Source organism: Rhizobium sp. NLR8a (assembly GCF_019685235.1).
Classification (GTDB): Bacteria; Pseudomonadota; Alphaproteobacteria; order Rhizobiales; family Rhizobiaceae; genus Rhizobium.
In genome coordinates, this window is the sequence record NZ_JABDWI010000003.1 from 415749 (window position 1) to 432956 (window position 17208).

Genomic DNA, 17208 nt, shown 5'->3' on the forward strand with positions numbered 1-17208 from the left:
CTTCCCAACCGACATATTTCAGACATAATATCCGACGGCTAACGCGAGGAGACAGACATGGGACTCACGCAATCCTTGAATGTTCTGTTGGTCAGTGCAGCGTTTGCTTTCGTCTTATCCATGCTCTTCATTTGAGCCGGAATGACGGAGGCGGAATGCTGATAGTGCCTAAACTCCCCTGATCAATCCGCCAACGAAAAAGCGCATGTCCCGCCCGACATGCGCTTTTTCACTTTTGAACGTCTGCAAGGATCAGGCGGCGGCTCCCGCGCTCTTTGTCGTTCGGCGGGCAAAGCCGAGATTGTCAAGCACCGCGGAAACCAGCGGCGCGCGATTCATCGTATAGAGATGGAAATCACCGATGCCGCGCCGGACGAGATCCTCGATCTGCTCGGCGGCAACTTCGGCCGCGACCTTCGCCCGGTCCTCGGGCTTATCGTCGAGGCCCGCGAAACGCTCGTCGAGGAAGCCAGGGATGACCGCGCCACAGGCGCCGGCGAAACGCTTCAACTGCGTCAGGTTCTGGATCGGCATGATACCTGGCACGATCGGGATCGAGATGCCGGCGGCGCGCACCCGCTCCAGGTAGCGCTCGAAATTGTCATTGTCGAAGAAGAACTGCGTCAGCGCCCGGTCGGCGCCGTTATCGGCCTTGCGCTTCAGCATGTCGATATCGGCGGCCGTATCACGGCTTTCCGGGTGCTTTTCCGGATAGGCGGAGACCGAAATCTCGAAATCACCGACCGACTTGAGGCCTGCCACCAGTTCTGCCGCATTGGCGTAACCGCCGGGATGCGGCTGATAGGGCGCGCCGACGCCGCCGGGCGCATCACCGCGCAAAGCCACGAAATGCTTTACGCCGACCTTGCGAAACGTATCGATCATATGATGCGTTTCCTCCTTCGTCGCACCAACGCAGGTCAGGTGCGAGGCGGTGGCAAGCGGCGTCTGCGACAGGAAACGCGTAACAGCAGACAGCGTCGGCGCCTTGGTGGTGCCGCCGGCGCCGTAGGTCACCGACACGAAATCCGGATCCCAATCCTGCAGCTTGCTGACAGTATCCCAGAGCTGCCCTTCCATTTCCTCCGATTTCGGCGGAAAAAATTCGAAGGAGATCCCGAAGTTGCGCCCGCGTCCTTCGCTTTTCAAAGCCATGTCATACTCTCCCGGCAAATGTGGGTTCGGCGCCTTCGCTCGTTTGCGAAGCCATGAGGCGCCTCGGATCGCGCGCGAGCCAGACGGTGACCGTCAACCCCTGCCCGCCCTGCTGACCCGGATGAAGATCGACGACCTGCTCGACGTCGAGCCCGGCCTTGCGCAACCAGTCGGACATCGCCTGGTGCGAAAAGCCGAGACGGACATGGGCATGTTCGTCTCTGAGATATTCGAGCGTGTGCGGCGCGAGGTCGATGACCACGAGCCGCCCGCCCGGCCGCAGCATGCGCGCCGCTTCCGCGATCGCAATCTCCGGCTGATCGAAGAAATGCAGCACCTGATGGATCGTCACAAGGTCGAAATCCTGCCCCTCGAACGGAAGGTTCAAGATATCGGCGTGGCGCACCGTCGCCTTGGTGATGCGGGACTTGTCGAGATTGGCGCGCGCCACGCTCAGCATGTCGCGACTGGCGTCGACACCGACAGCACGGCGGTAAAGTCCGGACAGGAGTTCGAGGATGCGGCCGGTGCCGGTGCCGAGATCCAGCAGCGAATCGATCGGCTGGTTGCCGAGCAGCCGAATGACGGCGGCGTCGACCTCCTCATCCGCCGCGTGCAGGCGGCGAAGCTCGTCCCATTCCGCGGCATTGCGGCTGAAATAGGCTTGCGCCCGCTCGGCCCGCTGGCGCTTGACAGCCGAAAGACGCTCGCCGTCACGAAGGATGGTCGGGTCGTTCTCGGAGACATGTTTCAGCAGCGCCCGCACCAGCATGGCCGCCTTGCCGTCCTGCTTGAGGCGAAAATAGGCCCAGGCGCCTTCCTGATAGCGTTCGATCAGTTCGGCCTCGCCGAGCAGCTTCAGGTGGCGGGAGATGCGCGGCTGCGACTGGCCGAGGATTTCAGTAAGATCGGTCACCGTCAGGTCGCCGCCGTCGAGAAGCGCCAGAAGACGCAGACGCGTGGGTTCTCCGGCCGCCTTCAAGACGTCCACCAGCCCATCCAGTCCCAGCTTCAAAGGTTCGCTCATCATTGGCCCAATCAAGATATAAAGATATCTTTATGTGATTTGAAAAGCGGTGGCAAGCGGCAATTCGCACTGTTCGCGAAATTGCCTGCGCAAATTGCGACGGGGTCTGACACGAAAAAGCCCCGGTCGAACCGGGGCTTCGGAAGCAGAAATGAAGCAGGGATCAGCGTGTCAGGCGCTTATGGGCCTGGCTGCCCGGATTGAGCGCATCCGGGCCGAGGCGACGGACCTTGTCCTCCTCATAATCCTCGAAGTTGCCTTCGAACCATTCGACATGGCCCTCGCCCTCAAAAGCCAGGATATGCGTCGCCAGGCGGTCGAGGAACATGCGATCGTGGCTGATGACGATGGCGCAACCGGCAAAATTCTCAAGCGCGTTCTCAAGGGCGCCAAGCGTTTCCGTATCAAGGTCGTTGGTCGGCTCGTCGAGCAGCAGAACGTTGCCGCCGGATTTCAACATCTTGGCGAGGTGAACGCGGTTACGCTGGCCGCCCGAGAGACTGCCGACCTTCTGCTGCTGATCGCCGCCCTTGAAGTTGAAGGCGCCGCAATAAGCACGGGAGTTCATGTCGAACTTGCCGAGCTTGATCACTTCGGCGCCGCCGGAGATTTCTTCCCAGACGGTCTTGTTTGGATCGAGCGCATCGCGGCTCTGGTCGACATAGCTGAGGTGCACGGTTTCGCCGATCCGGATCGTACCACCATCCGGCGTTTCCTGGCCGGTGATCATCTTGAACAGCGTCGTCTTTCCGGCGCCGTTCGGACCGATGATGCCGACAATGCCCCCCGGCGGCAGCTTCAGCGACAGGTCGTTGACCAGCGTGCGGCCGTCGAAGCCCTTGGTGATGCCCTCCATCTCGATGACCACCTGACCGAGGCGCTCGCTCACCGGGATGATGATCTGCGCGTCGCCGGGACGCTGCTTCTCGGCCGCCTCCACCAACTGCTCGTAGGATTTGATACGCGCCTTCGACTTGGCCTGGCGAGCCTTCGGGCTGGAAGCAATCCATTCCTGCTCGCGGCTGATCGCCTTCTGGCGTGATGCCTCTTCGCGGTTTTCCTGCAGCATGCGCTTGGCCTTGGCCTGCAGATAGGCGGAGTAGTTGCCTTCATAAGGGATGCCGCGGCCGCGATCGAGTTCGAGGATCCAGCCGGTGACGTTGTCCAGGAAGTAGCGGTCGTGGGTAATCATCATCACGGCGCCGGGATAGTCGCGCAGGTGCTTTTCGAGCCAGGCGATGGTTTCGGCATCCAGATGGTTGGTCGGTTCGTCGAGCAGCAGCAGATCCGGCTGCGACAGCAGCAGACGGCAGAGCGCGACGCGGCGGCGCTCACCACCGGAAAGATTGGTGACATCGGCATCGCGCGGCGGGCAGCGCAGGGCTTCCATCGCCATCTCGACCTGGCTTTCCAGATCCCAGAGGTTCTGGCTGTCGATGATGTCCTGGAGCTTCGCCCCCTCTTCCGCGGTCTCGTCCGAGTAGTTCATCATCAATTCGTTGTAACGATCGACGATCGCCGTCTTCGCGGCAACACCTTCCATGACGTTCTCGAAAACCGTCTTGGTGGGGTCGAGTTTCGGCTCCTGCTCGAGATAGCCGACCGTGGCACCCTCGGCGAGCCAGGCTTCGCCGGTATACTCCTTGTCCTGGCCGGCGATGATGCGCAGCACAGTGGATTTACCGGCGCCGTTCGGTCCGAGGATGCCGATCTTGGCATCCGGGTAGAAGGAAAGGTGGATGTTCTCCAGGATCTTCTTGTTGCCATAAGCCTTGTTGAGGCCGGACATATGATAGATGAATTGACGTGCCATGCTGCGCTGCTCCGGGCGGGAAACTTCGTTTCGTGCCGCTATGTAGGCGAAACAGCGCCTGTGAGCAACGCCGAAACCCGTTTACGCCGGATTCCGGTCAGAAGCCCGCCGCATCGACAACGCCCTCGTCACAGCCGAACGTGGTTTTTCCCGCTCCCTGGATCAGATCGGCAAGGCCCGCGCTTTTTGCCGATGCCGTTCCCGCATCCGCAGACAGGCCGATCGTCAACTCGCTGATCACCCTGACATTGCCGGCTCGCCGGCAGCTCATCTTGACGCGCTCGCCCGCACCCGGCCCGAAGCTCTTGTCGAAAGCAGCCTTGATCGCCTCGGCCTTGACCGCCTTGCCGATATTGGCGGCAAAGAGATCGCGCACGGCCGATGTATTGAGCGCATCCACTAAATGGACGCCGACGCCGAAATAATCCTCAACGCTCATTTTCGTGCAGGTGCCATGCTTTATCCATTCGTGCCGTTCAAGGCCGGATTGGGTGCCGGGCATTGCCTTTGCAAGCGACGCCTGCGTCTCGGCCGAAAGCGCAACCGCGGGCAATGTATCCCATTTGCCGTCCTTGTCGGCAGCCTTCTGGTCCTCACTGACGCCGCAATAATCCTGCCGCATCGGCCACAGGCCGTGCAGCGAGAAATTCGTCGCGTCATGGCGCTCGCCGGTCTGGCTGGCGCATTCGGGCTTCTTCTGGTTCGTCTGGCAGAAGGCGGGCTGCCAGCTCGCAGCAAGAATGAAACGGGTACGGCCATCGGCCTCCTGCGCCACGGCAGCGCCGGCAAGGATCATCGACAAGGCGAACGTAAAGGTACGCAACTGCATGCTGCTCATTTCAACCCCCAAAGAAGAACAATGCAGGAACAGATAAGCACAAAGAGTAAACGGCAGCAACCCTGAATCGCAGCCGTGCCGAAATTTGTTATCGACTGCGCGTCGCCGGAAACAGCTGACTATTGCGGGGACCTCACTGTCTTAGAGTTACGCGAGCACCGTGTCGCACTTATAGTTGCAGCATATTCGCTTAAATCGATTCCGCTTTAAGGAATTATGCAGTAGCGATCTGCTCTGCTGGGGCGGGGAGGATCCGGATGTTTTCTGATACGCAAAGACTCGCGATAGGGGAAGCGTCTCTGGCCTATCACCATGCCGAGGCTACCCACCCGGCGCGCGGCGTCCTGTTGATATCGCACGGCCTGGCGGAGCATTCGAAGCGGTACGGCCGCTTTGCCGCGGCGATGGCGGCGCGCGGCTACCACGTCTATGCCCATGATCACCGCGGCCACGGCGAGACGACGGCGCCCGACGCGCCGATTGGCCGCTTCGCCGGCCGGGATGGCGTCGACCGGGTGATCGGCGATGTCCATGCCGTGCGCGCCCATGCGGCCTCGCGCCATCCCGGCCTGAAGGTGATCCTCTTCGGCCATTCGATGGGCGGTCTCGTGGCGCTCAATGTCGCCGTCACCGCTCCGGGCGACTTCGACGCTGTCGCCGTCTGGAATTCGAATTTCGCCGTCGGCCTTGCCGGCCGAGCCGCCCAGGCGATCTTGCTTGCCGAGCGGATGCTGAAGGGCTCCGACGTGCCGAGCGGCCTCTTGCCGAAGCTCACCTTCGGAGCTTGGGGAAAATCGATCCCGGACCGCCGCACCGAGTTCGACTGGCTGTCCCGCCATGCCGATGAAGTCGACAAATATATCGGCGATCCGCTCTGCGGCTTCGATGCTTCGGTCTCGCTCTGGCTCGATCTCTTCGAACTGACGTTTCGCGCACCGCAGAAGCTCCATCTCGACCGGCTGCCGCGCGACATGCCGATCCATCTGGTCGGCGGCGGCGAGGATCCGGCGACGGGGCGTGGAAAAGCCATCCTCTGGCTGTCAAACCATTTGAAAGCGCAAGGCTTCTCTCGTATCAGCACTCGGATATATCAGGATATGCGGCATGAAACGCTGAACGAGATCGACGCCGAAGCGGCGACCGCCGCCTTCGCGGACTGGTGCGACGAGGCACTCGCAAGATCCTGAGCCAGAGAGATCCCATCATGAGCAGCACCTCCGCCCGGCCCGCTTCGTCCGCCTCCGAAGTGACGACGGGGCTTGCGCTGATGTTTCTTTCGGTGATGTTCTCGCCGCTCATCGACATCTTCGCCAAGCTTGCCGTCGTCACCGTCCCCTCCGCCGAGATCACCGCCGGCCGCTTCCTCGTGCAGGCGCTCTGCATGCTGCCGATCGTGCTATGGCGACGCAGCTTTACCGATTTCTCGTGGCGCCAGAGCCTGTTCCACGCCATCCGCGGCTTCGTCATCACCGTCTCGATGATCTCCTTCGTCACCACGCTGAAATATATGGCGGTCGCCGACGCGATCGCGATCTTCTTTATCGAGCCGATCATCGTGACGATCCTCGGCGGCATTATCCTCAAGGAGACGATCGGCTGGCGGCGCTATACCGCCTGCGGCGTCGGCTTCTTCGGGGCGATGCTGATCATCCAGCCCAGTTTCGAGGAGGTCGGCTCCATCGCGCTCCTGCCTGTCGTCAGCGCGCTCTGCATTGCGATCTTCGTGTTGATGACCCGCGTCCTCTCGCACCGGGAGGACCCCTGGTCGATGCAGTTCCAGATGGGCATCTGGGGCTTGCTCTTCTGCGCTTTCCTGCTTTTTGTCGGCGAAGGAAGCGGCTCCGATCTCTTCGATCCCGTCATGCCTGCAGGCAGCGCCTGGTTCTACGTGGCCGGCGTCGGCGCCATGGCCGCGATCGCCGGCATCCTCGGCGTCTATGCCTTTCGTGCGGCACCGGCGTCGACGCTGGCGCCGCTGCAATATTTCGAGATCGTTTCGGCAACGATCTTCGCCTGGCTTGTTTTCGGCGATTTTCCGGATGCGATCAAATGGCTCGGCATCACGATCATCATGGCGTCGGGCTTCTACATCCTCTGGCGCGAGCGCCGCTTTGCTTCAAAGCCGGTATCCGATACATCTGAGGTGACGCTGGCGCCGTAGACACCGACGGGAGGAACATGACCGAGACCGCGACGAACATGCCGCCGCTTGCCGGCATCCGGGTGATCGAGCTTGCCCGCGTGCTCGCCGGCCCCTGGGCGGGCCAGATGCTTGCCGATCTCGGCGCCGACGTCATCAAGGTGGAAAATCCCGACGGTGGCGACGACACCCGCCAATGGGGACCGCCCTTCGTCGAAGGTGCCGACGGCGAAAATCTCTCGGCCGCCTATTACCACGCCGCCAATCGCGGCAAGCGCTCAATCACCGCCGACCTCAAGAGCTCTGAGGGCCAGGATCTCGTTCGTCGCCTCACAGCCACAGCCGATGTAGTGATCGAGAATTTCAAGGTCGGAGGCCTCGTCAAATACGGGCTCGATTACGACAGCCTGCGCAAGCAGAACCCGAGGCTCGTCTATTGCTCGATCACCGGCTTCGGCCAGACCGGCCCCTATGCCGGCCTCGCCGGCTACGATTACATCGTCCAGGGCATGTCCGGCTTCATGTCGATAACAGGCGAGCCGGACGGCCAACCGATGAAGGCGGGCGTGGCGATCGCCGACATCTTCACCGGCATCTATGCCGTCTCGGCGATCGAGGCCGCCCTGATCCATGCCCTGAAAACCGGACAAGGCCAGTTGATCGACATGGCCCTGCTCGACGTGCAATCGGCCGTCCTCGCCAATCAGAACATGAATTACCTCATCACCGGCGCCGCACCGACCCGCCTCGGCAACGCCCATCCGAACATCTCGCCCTATGAGGTCGTACCGACGGCCGACGGTTATCTCATCCTGGCCGTCGGCAATGACGGCCAGTTCCGCCGCCTCTCTGCCATCCTCGGCCTGGAGACGATCGCGGATGACGAGCGTTTCTCCACCAACAAGGCCCGCGTCGCCAACCGCGGCGAGGTGCGCCGCCTGATCTCCACCGAGACGCTGAAATGGCAGAAGGCGGATCTCCTGAAGGCCTGCGAGCAGAACGCGGTTCCATCGGGCGCGATCAACACGATCGAGGAAATGTTCGCCGACCCGCAAGTGAAGGCTCGCGGTCTGCGCATCGACCTTGCCGATGCCGCCGGCACCGTCATCCCCGGGGTCAGGACGCCGGTGGGGCTGTCGGAAACACCATTGCGCTACGTCAGGCCGAGCCCGCGTCTCGGCGAACACAGGGAAGAAATTCTGGCGGAACTCGCCGAGCTTGAGAGGAAGACATCGTCATGAAGAAGGTATCATTATGAAACAAACGGGCGGGGAACTGATCGTCGAGGCGCTGAAGGCGAACGGTGTCAAACGCCTCTCCTGCGTGCCCGGCGAGAGTTTCCTCGCCGTGCTCGACGCCTTGCGTGACAGCGATATCGACGTCCTCGTCTGCCGGCAGGAAGGCGGGGCGGCGATGATGGCGGATTGCTGGGGCAGGCTCACCGGCGAACCCGGCATCTGCATGGTGACCCGCGGCCCCGGCGCCACCAACGCCTCCGCCGGCCTGCATATATCAAGGCAGGATTCGATCCCGATGATCCTCTTCATCGGCCAGGTGCAGCGTGATGCACGTGAGCGCGAGGCCTTCCAGGAGGTCGAATTCCGCCGCGCCTTCACCGAATTCGCCAAATGGGTGGGTGAAATCGACGATGCCGCCCGAATTCCCGAATTCGTCACCCGCGCCTTTGCGATCGCAACCTCCGGCCGTCCCGGCCCCGTGGTGCTGACGCTGCCGGAAGACATGCTGCGCGACGAGGTCGAGGCGCCCCTCGCCAGGCGTTATGCCAACGTCGAGGCGCATCCCGGCCCCAGCCAGATCGACGATCTCTATCTGCGTCTGCTCAAAGCTGAGCGACCGGTGGTGATCCTCGGCGGCACGCGCTGGGATGCCGATGCCGTCGCCGATTTTGCAATCTTCGCCGAGCGTTTCCAATTGCCGGTCGGCTGCTCCTTCCGCCGGCAGATGCTGTTCGATCACCTTCATCCCTGCTATGCCGGCGATGTCGGCATCGGCATCAATCCGGCGCTCGCCAAGGAGATCAAGGAGAGCGACCTGGTGATCCTGCTCGGCGCCCGCATGTCGGAAATGCCCTCGTCGTCCTACACGCTGATCGACATCCCCTACCCCCAGCAATCGCTGGTCCACGTCTATCCCGATGCGTCCGAACTCGGCCGTATCTATCGCCCGGATCTAGCGATCTGCGCGGCACCGGCCGATTTCGTCGCTGCACTTACCGATCTGAAAGCGCCGACCGAGCCGCACTGGGCGGAGCGCACGGAGCGCATGCACCAAGCCTATCTCGCCTGGTCGAAGCCGCCAGCGATAGGTCCTGGCGCTGTCCATATGGGACCGATCATGGAGTGGCTGGAGGCGAATACCAGGCAGGACGCAATCTTCACCAACGGCGCCGGCAACTATGCCACCTGGCTGCATCGCTTCCATCGTTTCCGCCGCTTCAACACCCAGGCCGCGCCCACCTCCGGCTCGATGGGTTACGGGTTGCCCGCCGCGGTGGCCGCCAAGCGGCTTTTTCCCGAGCGTGAGGTCATCTGTTTTGCCGGCGACGGCTGTTTCCTGATGCATGGCCAGGAATTCGCCACCGCCATCCGCTACGGTCTGCCGATCATCGCAATCGTCGTCAACAACGGCATGTACGGCACGATCCGCATGCATCAGGAGCGCGAATATCCCGGCCGCGTCAGCAGCACCGATCTCACCAACCCCGACTTCGCGGCCCTTGCCCGCGCCTATGGCGGCCACGGCGAGACGGTGGAAAGCACGGAGGAATTCGCCCCGGCTTTCGAGCGCGCGCGAAGAAGCGGCAAACCGGCGATCATCGAGGTGAAGCTCGATCCGGAAGCGATCACACCGACCAGAACGCTTTCGGAAATCGCGCAAACAAAAAGCCGGTAAGGGCGCCCCACCGGCTTTGAGAGACGGAACTGCGGCGAACTTAGTCGAGCGCAGCCGTAACGATGAACTCGACCTTGTATTTCGGCGCGGCGAGCTTGGCTTCGCTGGTGGCGCGTGCCGGCGGATTGGCCGGATCGATCCAGGCTTCCCAGGCTGCGTTCATCTCGCCGAAATAAGCGATGTCGGAAAGATAGACGAGGGTCTGCAGGATCTTCGACTTGTTGCTGCCGGCGGCCGCCAGCAGACGGTCGACTTCGGCGAGCGCAGACTTGCACTGATCGGTGACGCTTTCGCCCTCACCCACCTGGCCTGCGAGGTAGACCGTGTTGCCGTGAATGACGGCGCCGCTCATGCGCGCGCCGACGTCGATACGCTTAATGCTCATTATCGTCTCCTGCATCAATGAAAGGTGCCGGCGCTGAGGTTCAACGCCGGAAGTAGGAGCCCGGAAAGGGCGGTTAATTGCGGATATGCTGAGTTTTCTGATAGATCGCCGTCGAGCGCGCGCCCGAGCGGCAATAGCCAAGCATTGGCCGCGGGAATTCGTCGAGCGCGTCGACCATGCCCTGCACTGCCTCTTCGGTCACGCCCATCGGTCCAACCGGCACATGAGCGATGTCGAGTCCGAGCTCTTTGGCACGCGCCTCGATGACGGAAAACGACGCCTGGTCGGGGCTTTCATGGTCGGGGCGATGGCAGACGATCGATTTGAAGCCCAACGCCTTGATCTCATCGAGGTCCTCAAGCGTGATCTGTCCCGAAACCGAATATTCATCGTCGAGCTGGCGAATATCCATCGTCTTGTCTCCTCAAAGATCGTGGGCTGAAGGTCTACGACGGGAGGCCCGCAAGCGTCAACAACACTTCACTCACAGGAAGGCAAAGGTCAGCGCATAGCTGCGGCTTTCGCCCGGGGCGAGCATGTTGAATTCACCGGCCGCATGAAGCTCGTCGCGCAATACCCAGCGATGCGACACCGGCTCGATGCCGATAATATGAGCGGGTGCCTTCTGGTTCCGCCAAACCTGCAGATAAGGCAGCGTATCGGCGCGGAAGCGCACGTTGAGCGTCCTGCCGCCAATTGCGGCGATCGGCCCGAGCCGGACTTCCGCCGAGCCCTCCTCCGTCGCCGTCGCCGGCACACAGAAGATGCCGCCGGGCTCCTCGCCGAATGTCCAGGGGAAGCCGCCATTCTCCAGCATCCGGCCTTCGAGCCGCGTGCCGTCGTCCAGCCATTTGCCGCCGACATTCATATGGTACATCAGGAAGGTCGGCACCGCCTGATCGCTGGTATTGATAACCCGGTCTTCGAGCCGCACCTCGCCGTTCGCGCCGTCGATCCGCCACAGCCGCTCGATGCGCTGCGGCAGTCCCTCGACCGTGGTAATGTCGATATCGGCGCGGCATTCGGCATTGCCATTCTCGTGTTTCGTCCACAGGATCTTGGCGGCGTGGCCGGAGGCCGATCCGTGCAGCGGATAGACCTTGCCGTCGGCACGGCCGGCGATCGGCTGGCGATGGCGGATATGGTCCGGGCCGCAGGTGAAGAGGAAACCTTCGAGCGAGTGATCGATTCGCGGATCGCCATCGTCCGGAATGGCACGCTTTGGCGCAATATCGACGCCGTCGACAATGCATCCGCCGATATCGAGCACCGATGTTTCATCCAGCATCAGGCGCGGCCCGCTTGCAGCGGCAAATTCGATCATCTCGGTCTCCTCAAGGTTAGCGGCCGCCGTAGCGTTAGAGCTTTTCCGGGTTAGATTGCAGCATTCTGTTGGCTCAAACGGTCGGATGGTCGACCGGCCGGCGCGCGTCGTAGCCAAGCTCTACGGCCAAGCCGGCCGGTCGATCAGCCGCCCTGTTTCAGCCAACCCTCCCGCAAATTTGGCTGGCAAATCTGCAAGACTTTGGAATCGCCGGACGCACATCGCTTCGCCACGGCGAAGCGGTGCGGCCGGTGGGCCGGGCATGTTTCCGCCAGGATCAGAGGCGATCGGCTCGGACGTACCTTGGGGTATGCCCTTCGCCAATCGCCTTTGCCCTGACGAAAACCTGCTCCGGCAGAATGCCGCAGTCTAACCCGGAAAAGCTCTAAGTTTCGCGCCCTCTTTCGTCAATCGCGCCGTTCTCCTCTTGCGCTTTTGCCGCAACCGCGGATTTTGCGGAACGGACACAAGGATGCAAACGTTTATGAGTAAAAGGAATCTTAGGGATTTTCATATTTTGTTCAGCACGCTTTCATAAATTCCACACTAGCGTCAAAATTCGCGGGTGTGTGTCGGCCCAGTCACTGTTCGAGGTGTGAGACGTGAATCGCTTTTTGAAGTCGGCATTTTCGCTTGCGGCCGTGCTGGCAGCCGTTGCGGCTGCAGCACCGCAGGCCGGCGCGCAGCAGTTTCGTGACCGTCGCCAGAGCGATGTCGTGCTGGTCACGCCGAACGGCGAAATCCTCGATTATGTCCCGCGCGGCTTTGCCTATGCCCGCGACCGCAGCGGCAACCGCGTGCTGATCGACGCCTACGGCAACGTCGTCGCCACCGAAATGCGCGCCCGCGGCTACTATCCACCACGGCCCGGCCCGCGCGAGGTTTATACCGACCAGGGTGGCAACGATCCCTATTATGCCGACGACAATTCCTATGGCGATACGCGTTATTCCGAACGCGGCGCCGTCACCGGTGGCATTCCGCGCGACGCTGCAATCGAGCGCCTGCCGCTCGGCGAGGAGCCCTATCCGAACGACAACAGCATTGGCAATCCGCAATCGGGCGACGATTACGCTTCGATCGATCCCGATCAGCAGATCCCGCCCGCCGATGCGCCGAAGGCAGCACCCGACGAGCCCGTGATCACGCTGAAGAACAAATCGAAGCCCGAGATCGTCGCGCTGCAGGTCTTCCTCGACCGCGCCGGCATCTCTCCCGGCGTCATCGACGGGCACATGGGCTCGAACGTCACCAAGGGCATTTATGCTTACGACCAGATGACGGGGTCAAAGCTCGACCCCAACGACACCGATGCCATTCTGGAAGAGCTGCGCATGAACGGCGGCCTGCCCGTCGTCAGCTATACGATCACGCCGGCCGATGCCGCCGGCCCCTTCGTCGCGGAGATCCCGGAAGATTATTCGCATAAGGCGCTGCTGCCGTCGCTCGCCTATACCTCGACCACTGAAATGCTGGCCGAGCGTTTCCATATGGACGAGGCCTTCCTCAAGGAGATGAATCCCGGCGCCGATTTCAGTGTTCCCGGCACGGTGATCAAGGTCGTCAATCCCGGCGAGATGAAGACCGGCGAGGTCGCCCGCATCATCGCCGACAAGGGGCGCAAACAGGTTTTCGCCTATGACGGCGCCGGCAATCTTATCGCCGCCTACCCGGCTTCGATCGGCTCAACCGACACCCCCTCCCCGTCCGGCACGGTGACGGTCGAGCGCGTCGCGTTCAATCCCGGTTATACCTACAACCCGAAGATCAACTTTCAGCAGGGCGCCAACGACAAGATCCTCAACATTCCCCCAGGCCCGAACGGCCCGGTCGGCACCGTCTGGATGGCGCTTTCCAGGCCGACTTACGGCATCCACGGCACGCCGGAGCCCTCCAAGATCGGCCGCACCCAGAGCCACGGCTGCATTCGCCTGACCAACTGGGATGCAACCGAGCTTGCGAAAATGGTCAAGCCCGGTGTGACGGTCGAGTTCGTCGACTGAGCCAAAGCCAAACTGGTCACCAACGATAAGGCCGCCGGATCGCCCCGACGGCCTTTCTGTTTCAATGCTTGGGTATTCAGGCCGCCGTCGCCATGCGAGCCGAGGCTGTCAACCGAACAGGCACCTTGCGCATGATTTCCTGGGCGAAACAGGCGGCGTTCTCACGCGCCTTGTCGAGATTGCTGACGCGCGTGGGGTCCATGGTCTGCAGCGTGCCGCCACAGTCGAAGATGTCGCGGAAGGCCGAACGTTCGATAATCGCCGTGTCCAGCACCGGCACGTGCCGCTCGCTGAGCAGCGACTTGACGAGTTGCAGCGCCCGGGTCGTCACCATCGAGCTGACGCGGGTCAGCACCACCGAATGGCCGATCTTGATGCCTGCCTTCTCGTCCAGATACTGCAGCAGTTCGAGCACCTGCGCGCCGCCGCGCGCATCCATGGCACAGCCCTGGATCGGGATCAGTACGTGGTCGGAAAGACCGACGGCGGTGGCAAGCAGCGGATTGCGCGCGCCCGGCAGGTCGACGATGAAATAGTCGGTATTATGCTTGTTTTCGCTGATATGCTGCGGCAGCGAGGCGGTCGTCACGAAATCGATCACTGAAATATTAGGCACGTGCCCCGATATCTCGTGCCAACGTGAAATCCAATGCTGCGGATCGGCATCCAGAATGGTCACGCGATAGCCCTGACGGGCAAGCTCGGTCGCGAGCAAGAGAACAGCGGTCGTCTTGCCGGCGCCGCCCTTGGTATTTGCGAATGTAATGACTGGCATGTTCGGTCCTCGGAGGAAATGGCGCGAGCCGGCATCGCTCTTGTGCGCACTGTCGGAGCATCGTGCGGTTAACCCATCCTTTACAATCATGGTTAACAAATTGCGAACGCGCGCGGCGAAATTGCAGGCGGTATTTTTCACATCCCTAAAATTCAGGATGCCTCCAAAATGAAAGAGCCCGGAAAGCAAGAGCTTTCCGGGCCGATCTGCAGGTCCAGCTGATCTTATCAGAAGCAGTCCCTGAAAAGCGCCTTGGTGTTTTCGAGCGTCATGGCAACCGGATTGCCCCCGGCGCTCGGATCTTCGATCGCCATGGCCGACAGTTCGTCGATGCGGTCGGACGCGATTCCCATTGCCGTCAGCGTATCCGGCACACCGAGATCGGAACGGAGCTTCAGCACATAATCGTAGAAGCCGTCGAAACCGCCCGAAATGCCGAGATAGGCGGCCGCCCGGCCGATCTTCTCCTCGATGACAGCGCGGTTGAAGCGCAGCACCGCCGGCATGACAACCGCATTGGTCATGCCGTGATGGGTGTTGTAGACCGCGCCGATCGGGTGCGACAGCGCATGGATGGCGCCGAGCCCCTTCTGGAAAGCGACCGCGCCCATGGCGGCGGCGGCCATCATGTTGGCGCGGGCTTCGAGATCGGTCCCTTCCCGATAGGCGCGCGGCAGGAATTCCTTGACGAGACGCATGCCTTCGAGCGCGATGCCGGCCGACATCGGGTGATAGAAGGGCGAGGAATAGGCCTCCAGGCAATGGGCGAAGGCATCCATGCCGGTGCCGGCGGTGATGATCTTCGGCATGCCGACCGTCAGTTCCGGATCGGAGATGACGACGCCTGGCAGGAACTTCGGATGGAAGATGATCTTCTTCACATGTGTGACGGAATTGGTGATGACGCTGGCGCGGCCGACTTCCGAGCCGGTGCCGGCCGTCGTCGGCACGGCGACGATCGGGGCGATGCCTTCGAGGCTCGCGCGTGTCCACCAGTCGCCGATATCCTCGAAATCCCAGACTGGCCGGCTCTGGCCGGCCATGAAGGCGACGCACTTGCCGAGATCGAGACCGGAGCCGCCGCCAAAGGCGACGACACCGTCATGGCCGCCATCCTTGAAAGCCTTGACGCCGGCCTCGAGGTTCTTCTCGTTCGGGTTCGGATCGACATCGGCAAAGATCGCCCGGCCGAGACCGGCATCTTCGAGGATATCGAGCGCGTTCTTGGTGATCGCCATCGAGGCGAGGCCGCGGTCGGTGACGAGCAGCGGCTTTTTGATGCCAAGGCTCTTGCAGGCGTCGGACAGTTCCTTGATGCGGCCCCGGCCGAGCTTGACCGATGTCGGATAGCTCCAGTTTGCAGTGATGTTGCTGCTCATGCTGTGACTTTCTTCAGGTGGAAGGATTTCGGGCGAGTCAGATTCTGGAAACCGATGATCGAGAGCGAACCGCCGCGGCCGGTCTCCTTGACACCGGTCCAGCAGAGCGCCGGATCGAGATAGTCGGCGCGGTTCATGAAGACGGTGCCGGTTTCGATCTCGCGGCCAAGCCGCGCCGCCCGCTCGGCATCCTTGGTCCATAGCGAAGCGGTCAGCCCGTACTGGCTGTCGTTCATCAAGGCCAGTGCCTCTTCGTCGCTCTTCACCTTCATGATGCCGACCGCCGGGCCGAAGGTCTCCTCGCGCATGAAGGCCATGGAATGGTCGACATCGACGAGGACCTGCGGCGCGAGATAGGCGCCGCCGTCATCCTGTGGGAAAAGCTTGGGGTCGACAAGCGCCTTGGCGCCCTTGGAAACCGCATCGGCGATCTGCTCGCGCACGACCTTGGCGAAGCGCTTGTTCGCCATCGGCCCGAGCGAAGTCTCAGGATCGAGCGGATTGCCGAGCTTGTAGTTCGACACCCAGGCGACCGATTTCTCGACGAAGGCATCGTAAAGAGACTCATGCACATAGATGCGCTCGATGCCGCAGCAGCACTGGCCGGAATTATAGGTCGCGCCGTCCATCAACGTGTCGACGGCCGCATCGAGATCGGCGTCTTCCATGACGTAGCCCGGATCCTTGCCGCCGAGTTCGAGGCCGAGGCCCGTGAAGGTGCCGGCGGCGGCCCGCTCCATCGACCGCCCGCCTTCGACCGATCCGGTAAAGTTGACGAAATTGAAGCTGCCGGCGGCAATCAGCGCCGAGGTCGTCTCATGGTCGAGGAAGACGTTCTGGAACACATCCTCGGGAACACCGGCCTCAATAAAGGCCTGCACCAGCCGTTCGCCGACGAGCAATGTCTGCGAGGCATGTTTCAGCACCACCGTATTGCCGGCCATCAGCGCCGGCGCGATCGTGTTGATCGCCGTCATATAGGGGTAGTTCCAGGGTGCAACGACGAAGACGACGCCATGCGCTTCGCGTTCGATACGGCGCTCGAAACGGTCGCTCTCCTCGACGACAACAGGTGCCAGCGCACCCGCCGCAATCGACGCGACATAATTGGAGCGCTCGTTGAAGCCCTTGTATTCACCGCCGTATTTGATCGGCCGGCCCATCTGCCAGGCAAGCTCCGGCACGACGACGTCGGACATTTCGTTCAGCCGTGCGGCGCCTTTCAGGACAAGCTGGACACGCTCTTCAAGCGGTCGCCTCGCCCAGGCCTTCTGCGCCTTGCGGGCGCGCGCCACCACGTCCTTGGCGGCGTCGAGCGAAAGTGCCGGGCGCTCCGCGTAAACCGATCCGTCGACCGGTGAAATGCATTGGATCATTGCCATGATCGATTTCCTGTCCTCGTATTCATCAAAAATTGAGTGAGGCCGCAGCCCCTCATCCGCCTGCCGGCACCTTC

The 17208-nt window shown here is 61.9% G+C and carries 16 protein-coding genes; 6 read left to right on the forward strand and 10 right to left on the reverse strand.

Features of this window, described 5'->3' with window-relative positions; all coding sequences use genetic code 11:
* Positions 1 to 252 precede the first annotated feature (252 nt).
* The 4 genes from metF to HJC04_RS07790 form a co-directional block, all read right to left on the reverse strand.
* Positions 253 to 1155, reverse strand: a complete 903-nt coding sequence (gene metF, locus HJC04_RS07775; RefSeq protein ID WP_210630594.1) for a methylenetetrahydrofolate reductase [NAD(P)H] — start codon at positions 1153 to 1155, stop codon at positions 253 to 255.
* A gap of 1 nt (position 1156) precedes the next feature.
* Complete coding sequence (locus HJC04_RS07780) at positions 1157 to 2182, reverse strand: metalloregulator ArsR/SmtB family transcription factor (RefSeq protein ID WP_210630593.1); 1026 nt, start codon at positions 2180 to 2182, stop codon at positions 1157 to 1159.
* A 163-nt stretch (positions 2183 to 2345) separates the two neighbouring features.
* Entirely contained in the window at positions 2346 to 3995 is a 1650-nt protein-coding gene (gene ettA, locus HJC04_RS07785) for an energy-dependent translational throttle protein EttA (RefSeq protein ID WP_210630592.1), read from the reverse strand.
* 97 nt (positions 3996 to 4092) lie between these two features.
* The gene (locus tag HJC04_RS07790) at positions 4093 to 4833 is read right to left on the reverse strand and encodes a ribonuclease T2 family protein (RefSeq protein WP_221145584.1); all 741 of its coding nucleotides are present in this window, start codon (positions 4831 to 4833) and stop codon (positions 4093 to 4095) included.
* Between the two features lie 257 nt (positions 4834 to 5090).
* On the opposite strand from HJC04_RS07790, the gene HJC04_RS07795 reads away from it, so the two are divergent.
* The 4 genes from HJC04_RS07795 to HJC04_RS07810 are packed head-to-tail and all read left to right on the forward strand — an operon-like array spanning position 5091 to position 9886.
* Positions 5091 to 6020 (forward strand): alpha/beta fold hydrolase, encoded by a 930-nt coding sequence (locus HJC04_RS07795; protein ID WP_221145586.1) that lies wholly within the window; start codon positions 5091 to 5093, stop codon positions 6018 to 6020.
* A gap of 17 nt (positions 6021 to 6037) precedes the next feature.
* Positions 6038 to 6994 (forward strand): DMT family transporter, encoded by a 957-nt coding sequence (locus HJC04_RS07800; RefSeq protein ID WP_221122654.1) that lies wholly within the window; start codon positions 6038 to 6040, stop codon positions 6992 to 6994.
* 17 nt (positions 6995 to 7011) lie between these two features.
* The gene (locus HJC04_RS07805; protein ID WP_221145589.1) at positions 7012 to 8214 is read left to right on the forward strand and encodes a CaiB/BaiF CoA-transferase family protein; all 1203 of its coding nucleotides are present in this window, start codon (positions 7012 to 7014) and stop codon (positions 8212 to 8214) included.
* Positions 8215 to 8227: 13 nt separating this feature from the next.
* On the forward strand, positions 8228 to 9886 hold the full coding sequence (locus HJC04_RS07810; RefSeq protein WP_221122652.1) for a thiamine pyrophosphate-binding protein: 1659 nt from the start codon (positions 8228 to 8230) through the stop codon (positions 9884 to 9886).
* Positions 9887 to 9926: 40 nt separating this feature from the next.
* Here the strand turns inward: HJC04_RS07810 and HJC04_RS07815 are convergent, their stop codons facing one another.
* From HJC04_RS07815 to HJC04_RS07825, 3 genes are all read right to left on the reverse strand, one after another.
* Positions 9927 to 10271 carry a RidA family protein gene (locus HJC04_RS07815; protein ID WP_097593761.1) on the reverse strand — a complete coding sequence of 115 codons (345 nt, stop codon included), beginning with the start codon at positions 10269 to 10271 and terminating at the stop codon, positions 9927 to 9929.
* 73 nt (positions 10272 to 10344) lie between these two features.
* Positions 10345 to 10683: a TIGR01244 family sulfur transferase gene (locus tag HJC04_RS07820; RefSeq protein ID WP_210630586.1), complete on the reverse strand. Its 339-nt coding sequence runs from the start codon at positions 10681 to 10683 to the stop codon at positions 10345 to 10347.
* Between the two features lie 72 nt (positions 10684 to 10755).
* Positions 10756 to 11595 carry a DUF4432 family protein gene (locus HJC04_RS07825; RefSeq protein WP_221122651.1) on the reverse strand — a complete coding sequence of 280 codons (840 nt, stop codon included), beginning with the start codon at positions 11593 to 11595 and terminating at the stop codon, positions 10756 to 10758.
* A gap of 85 nt (positions 11596 to 11680) precedes the next feature.
* Here HJC04_RS07825 and HJC04_RS32215 point away from each other — a divergent pair, with 85 nt between their 5' ends.
* Positions 11681 to 11968, forward strand: coding sequence for a hypothetical protein (locus HJC04_RS32215; RefSeq protein ID WP_405049217.1), 288 nt, complete (start codon positions 11681 to 11683; stop codon positions 11966 to 11968).
* Positions 11969 to 12197: 229 nt separating this feature from the next.
* Positions 12198 to 13598: a L,D-transpeptidase gene (locus tag HJC04_RS07830; RefSeq protein WP_221145591.1), complete on the forward strand. Its 1401-nt coding sequence runs from the start codon at positions 12198 to 12200 to the stop codon at positions 13596 to 13598.
* Positions 13599 to 13674: 76 nt separating this feature from the next.
* On the opposite strand, the gene HJC04_RS07835 is transcribed toward HJC04_RS07830, so the two are convergent.
* The 3 genes from HJC04_RS07835 to HJC04_RS07845 form a co-directional block, all read right to left on the reverse strand.
* The gene (locus HJC04_RS07835) at positions 13675 to 14373 is read right to left on the reverse strand and encodes a ParA family protein (protein ID WP_221102473.1); all 699 of its coding nucleotides are present in this window, start codon (positions 14371 to 14373) and stop codon (positions 13675 to 13677) included.
* A 227-nt stretch (positions 14374 to 14600) separates the two neighbouring features.
* On the reverse strand, positions 14601 to 15752 hold the full coding sequence (locus tag HJC04_RS07840) for an iron-containing alcohol dehydrogenase (RefSeq protein WP_210630582.1): 1152 nt from the start codon (positions 15750 to 15752) through the stop codon (positions 14601 to 14603).
* On the reverse strand, positions 15749 to 17134 hold the full coding sequence (locus HJC04_RS07845) for an aldehyde dehydrogenase family protein (RefSeq protein ID WP_210630581.1): 1386 nt from the start codon (positions 17132 to 17134) through the stop codon (positions 15749 to 15751). Before HJC04_RS07845 ends, HJC04_RS07840 begins: the two co-directional genes overlap by 4 nt.
* Positions 17135 to 17208: the final 74 nt, after the last annotated feature.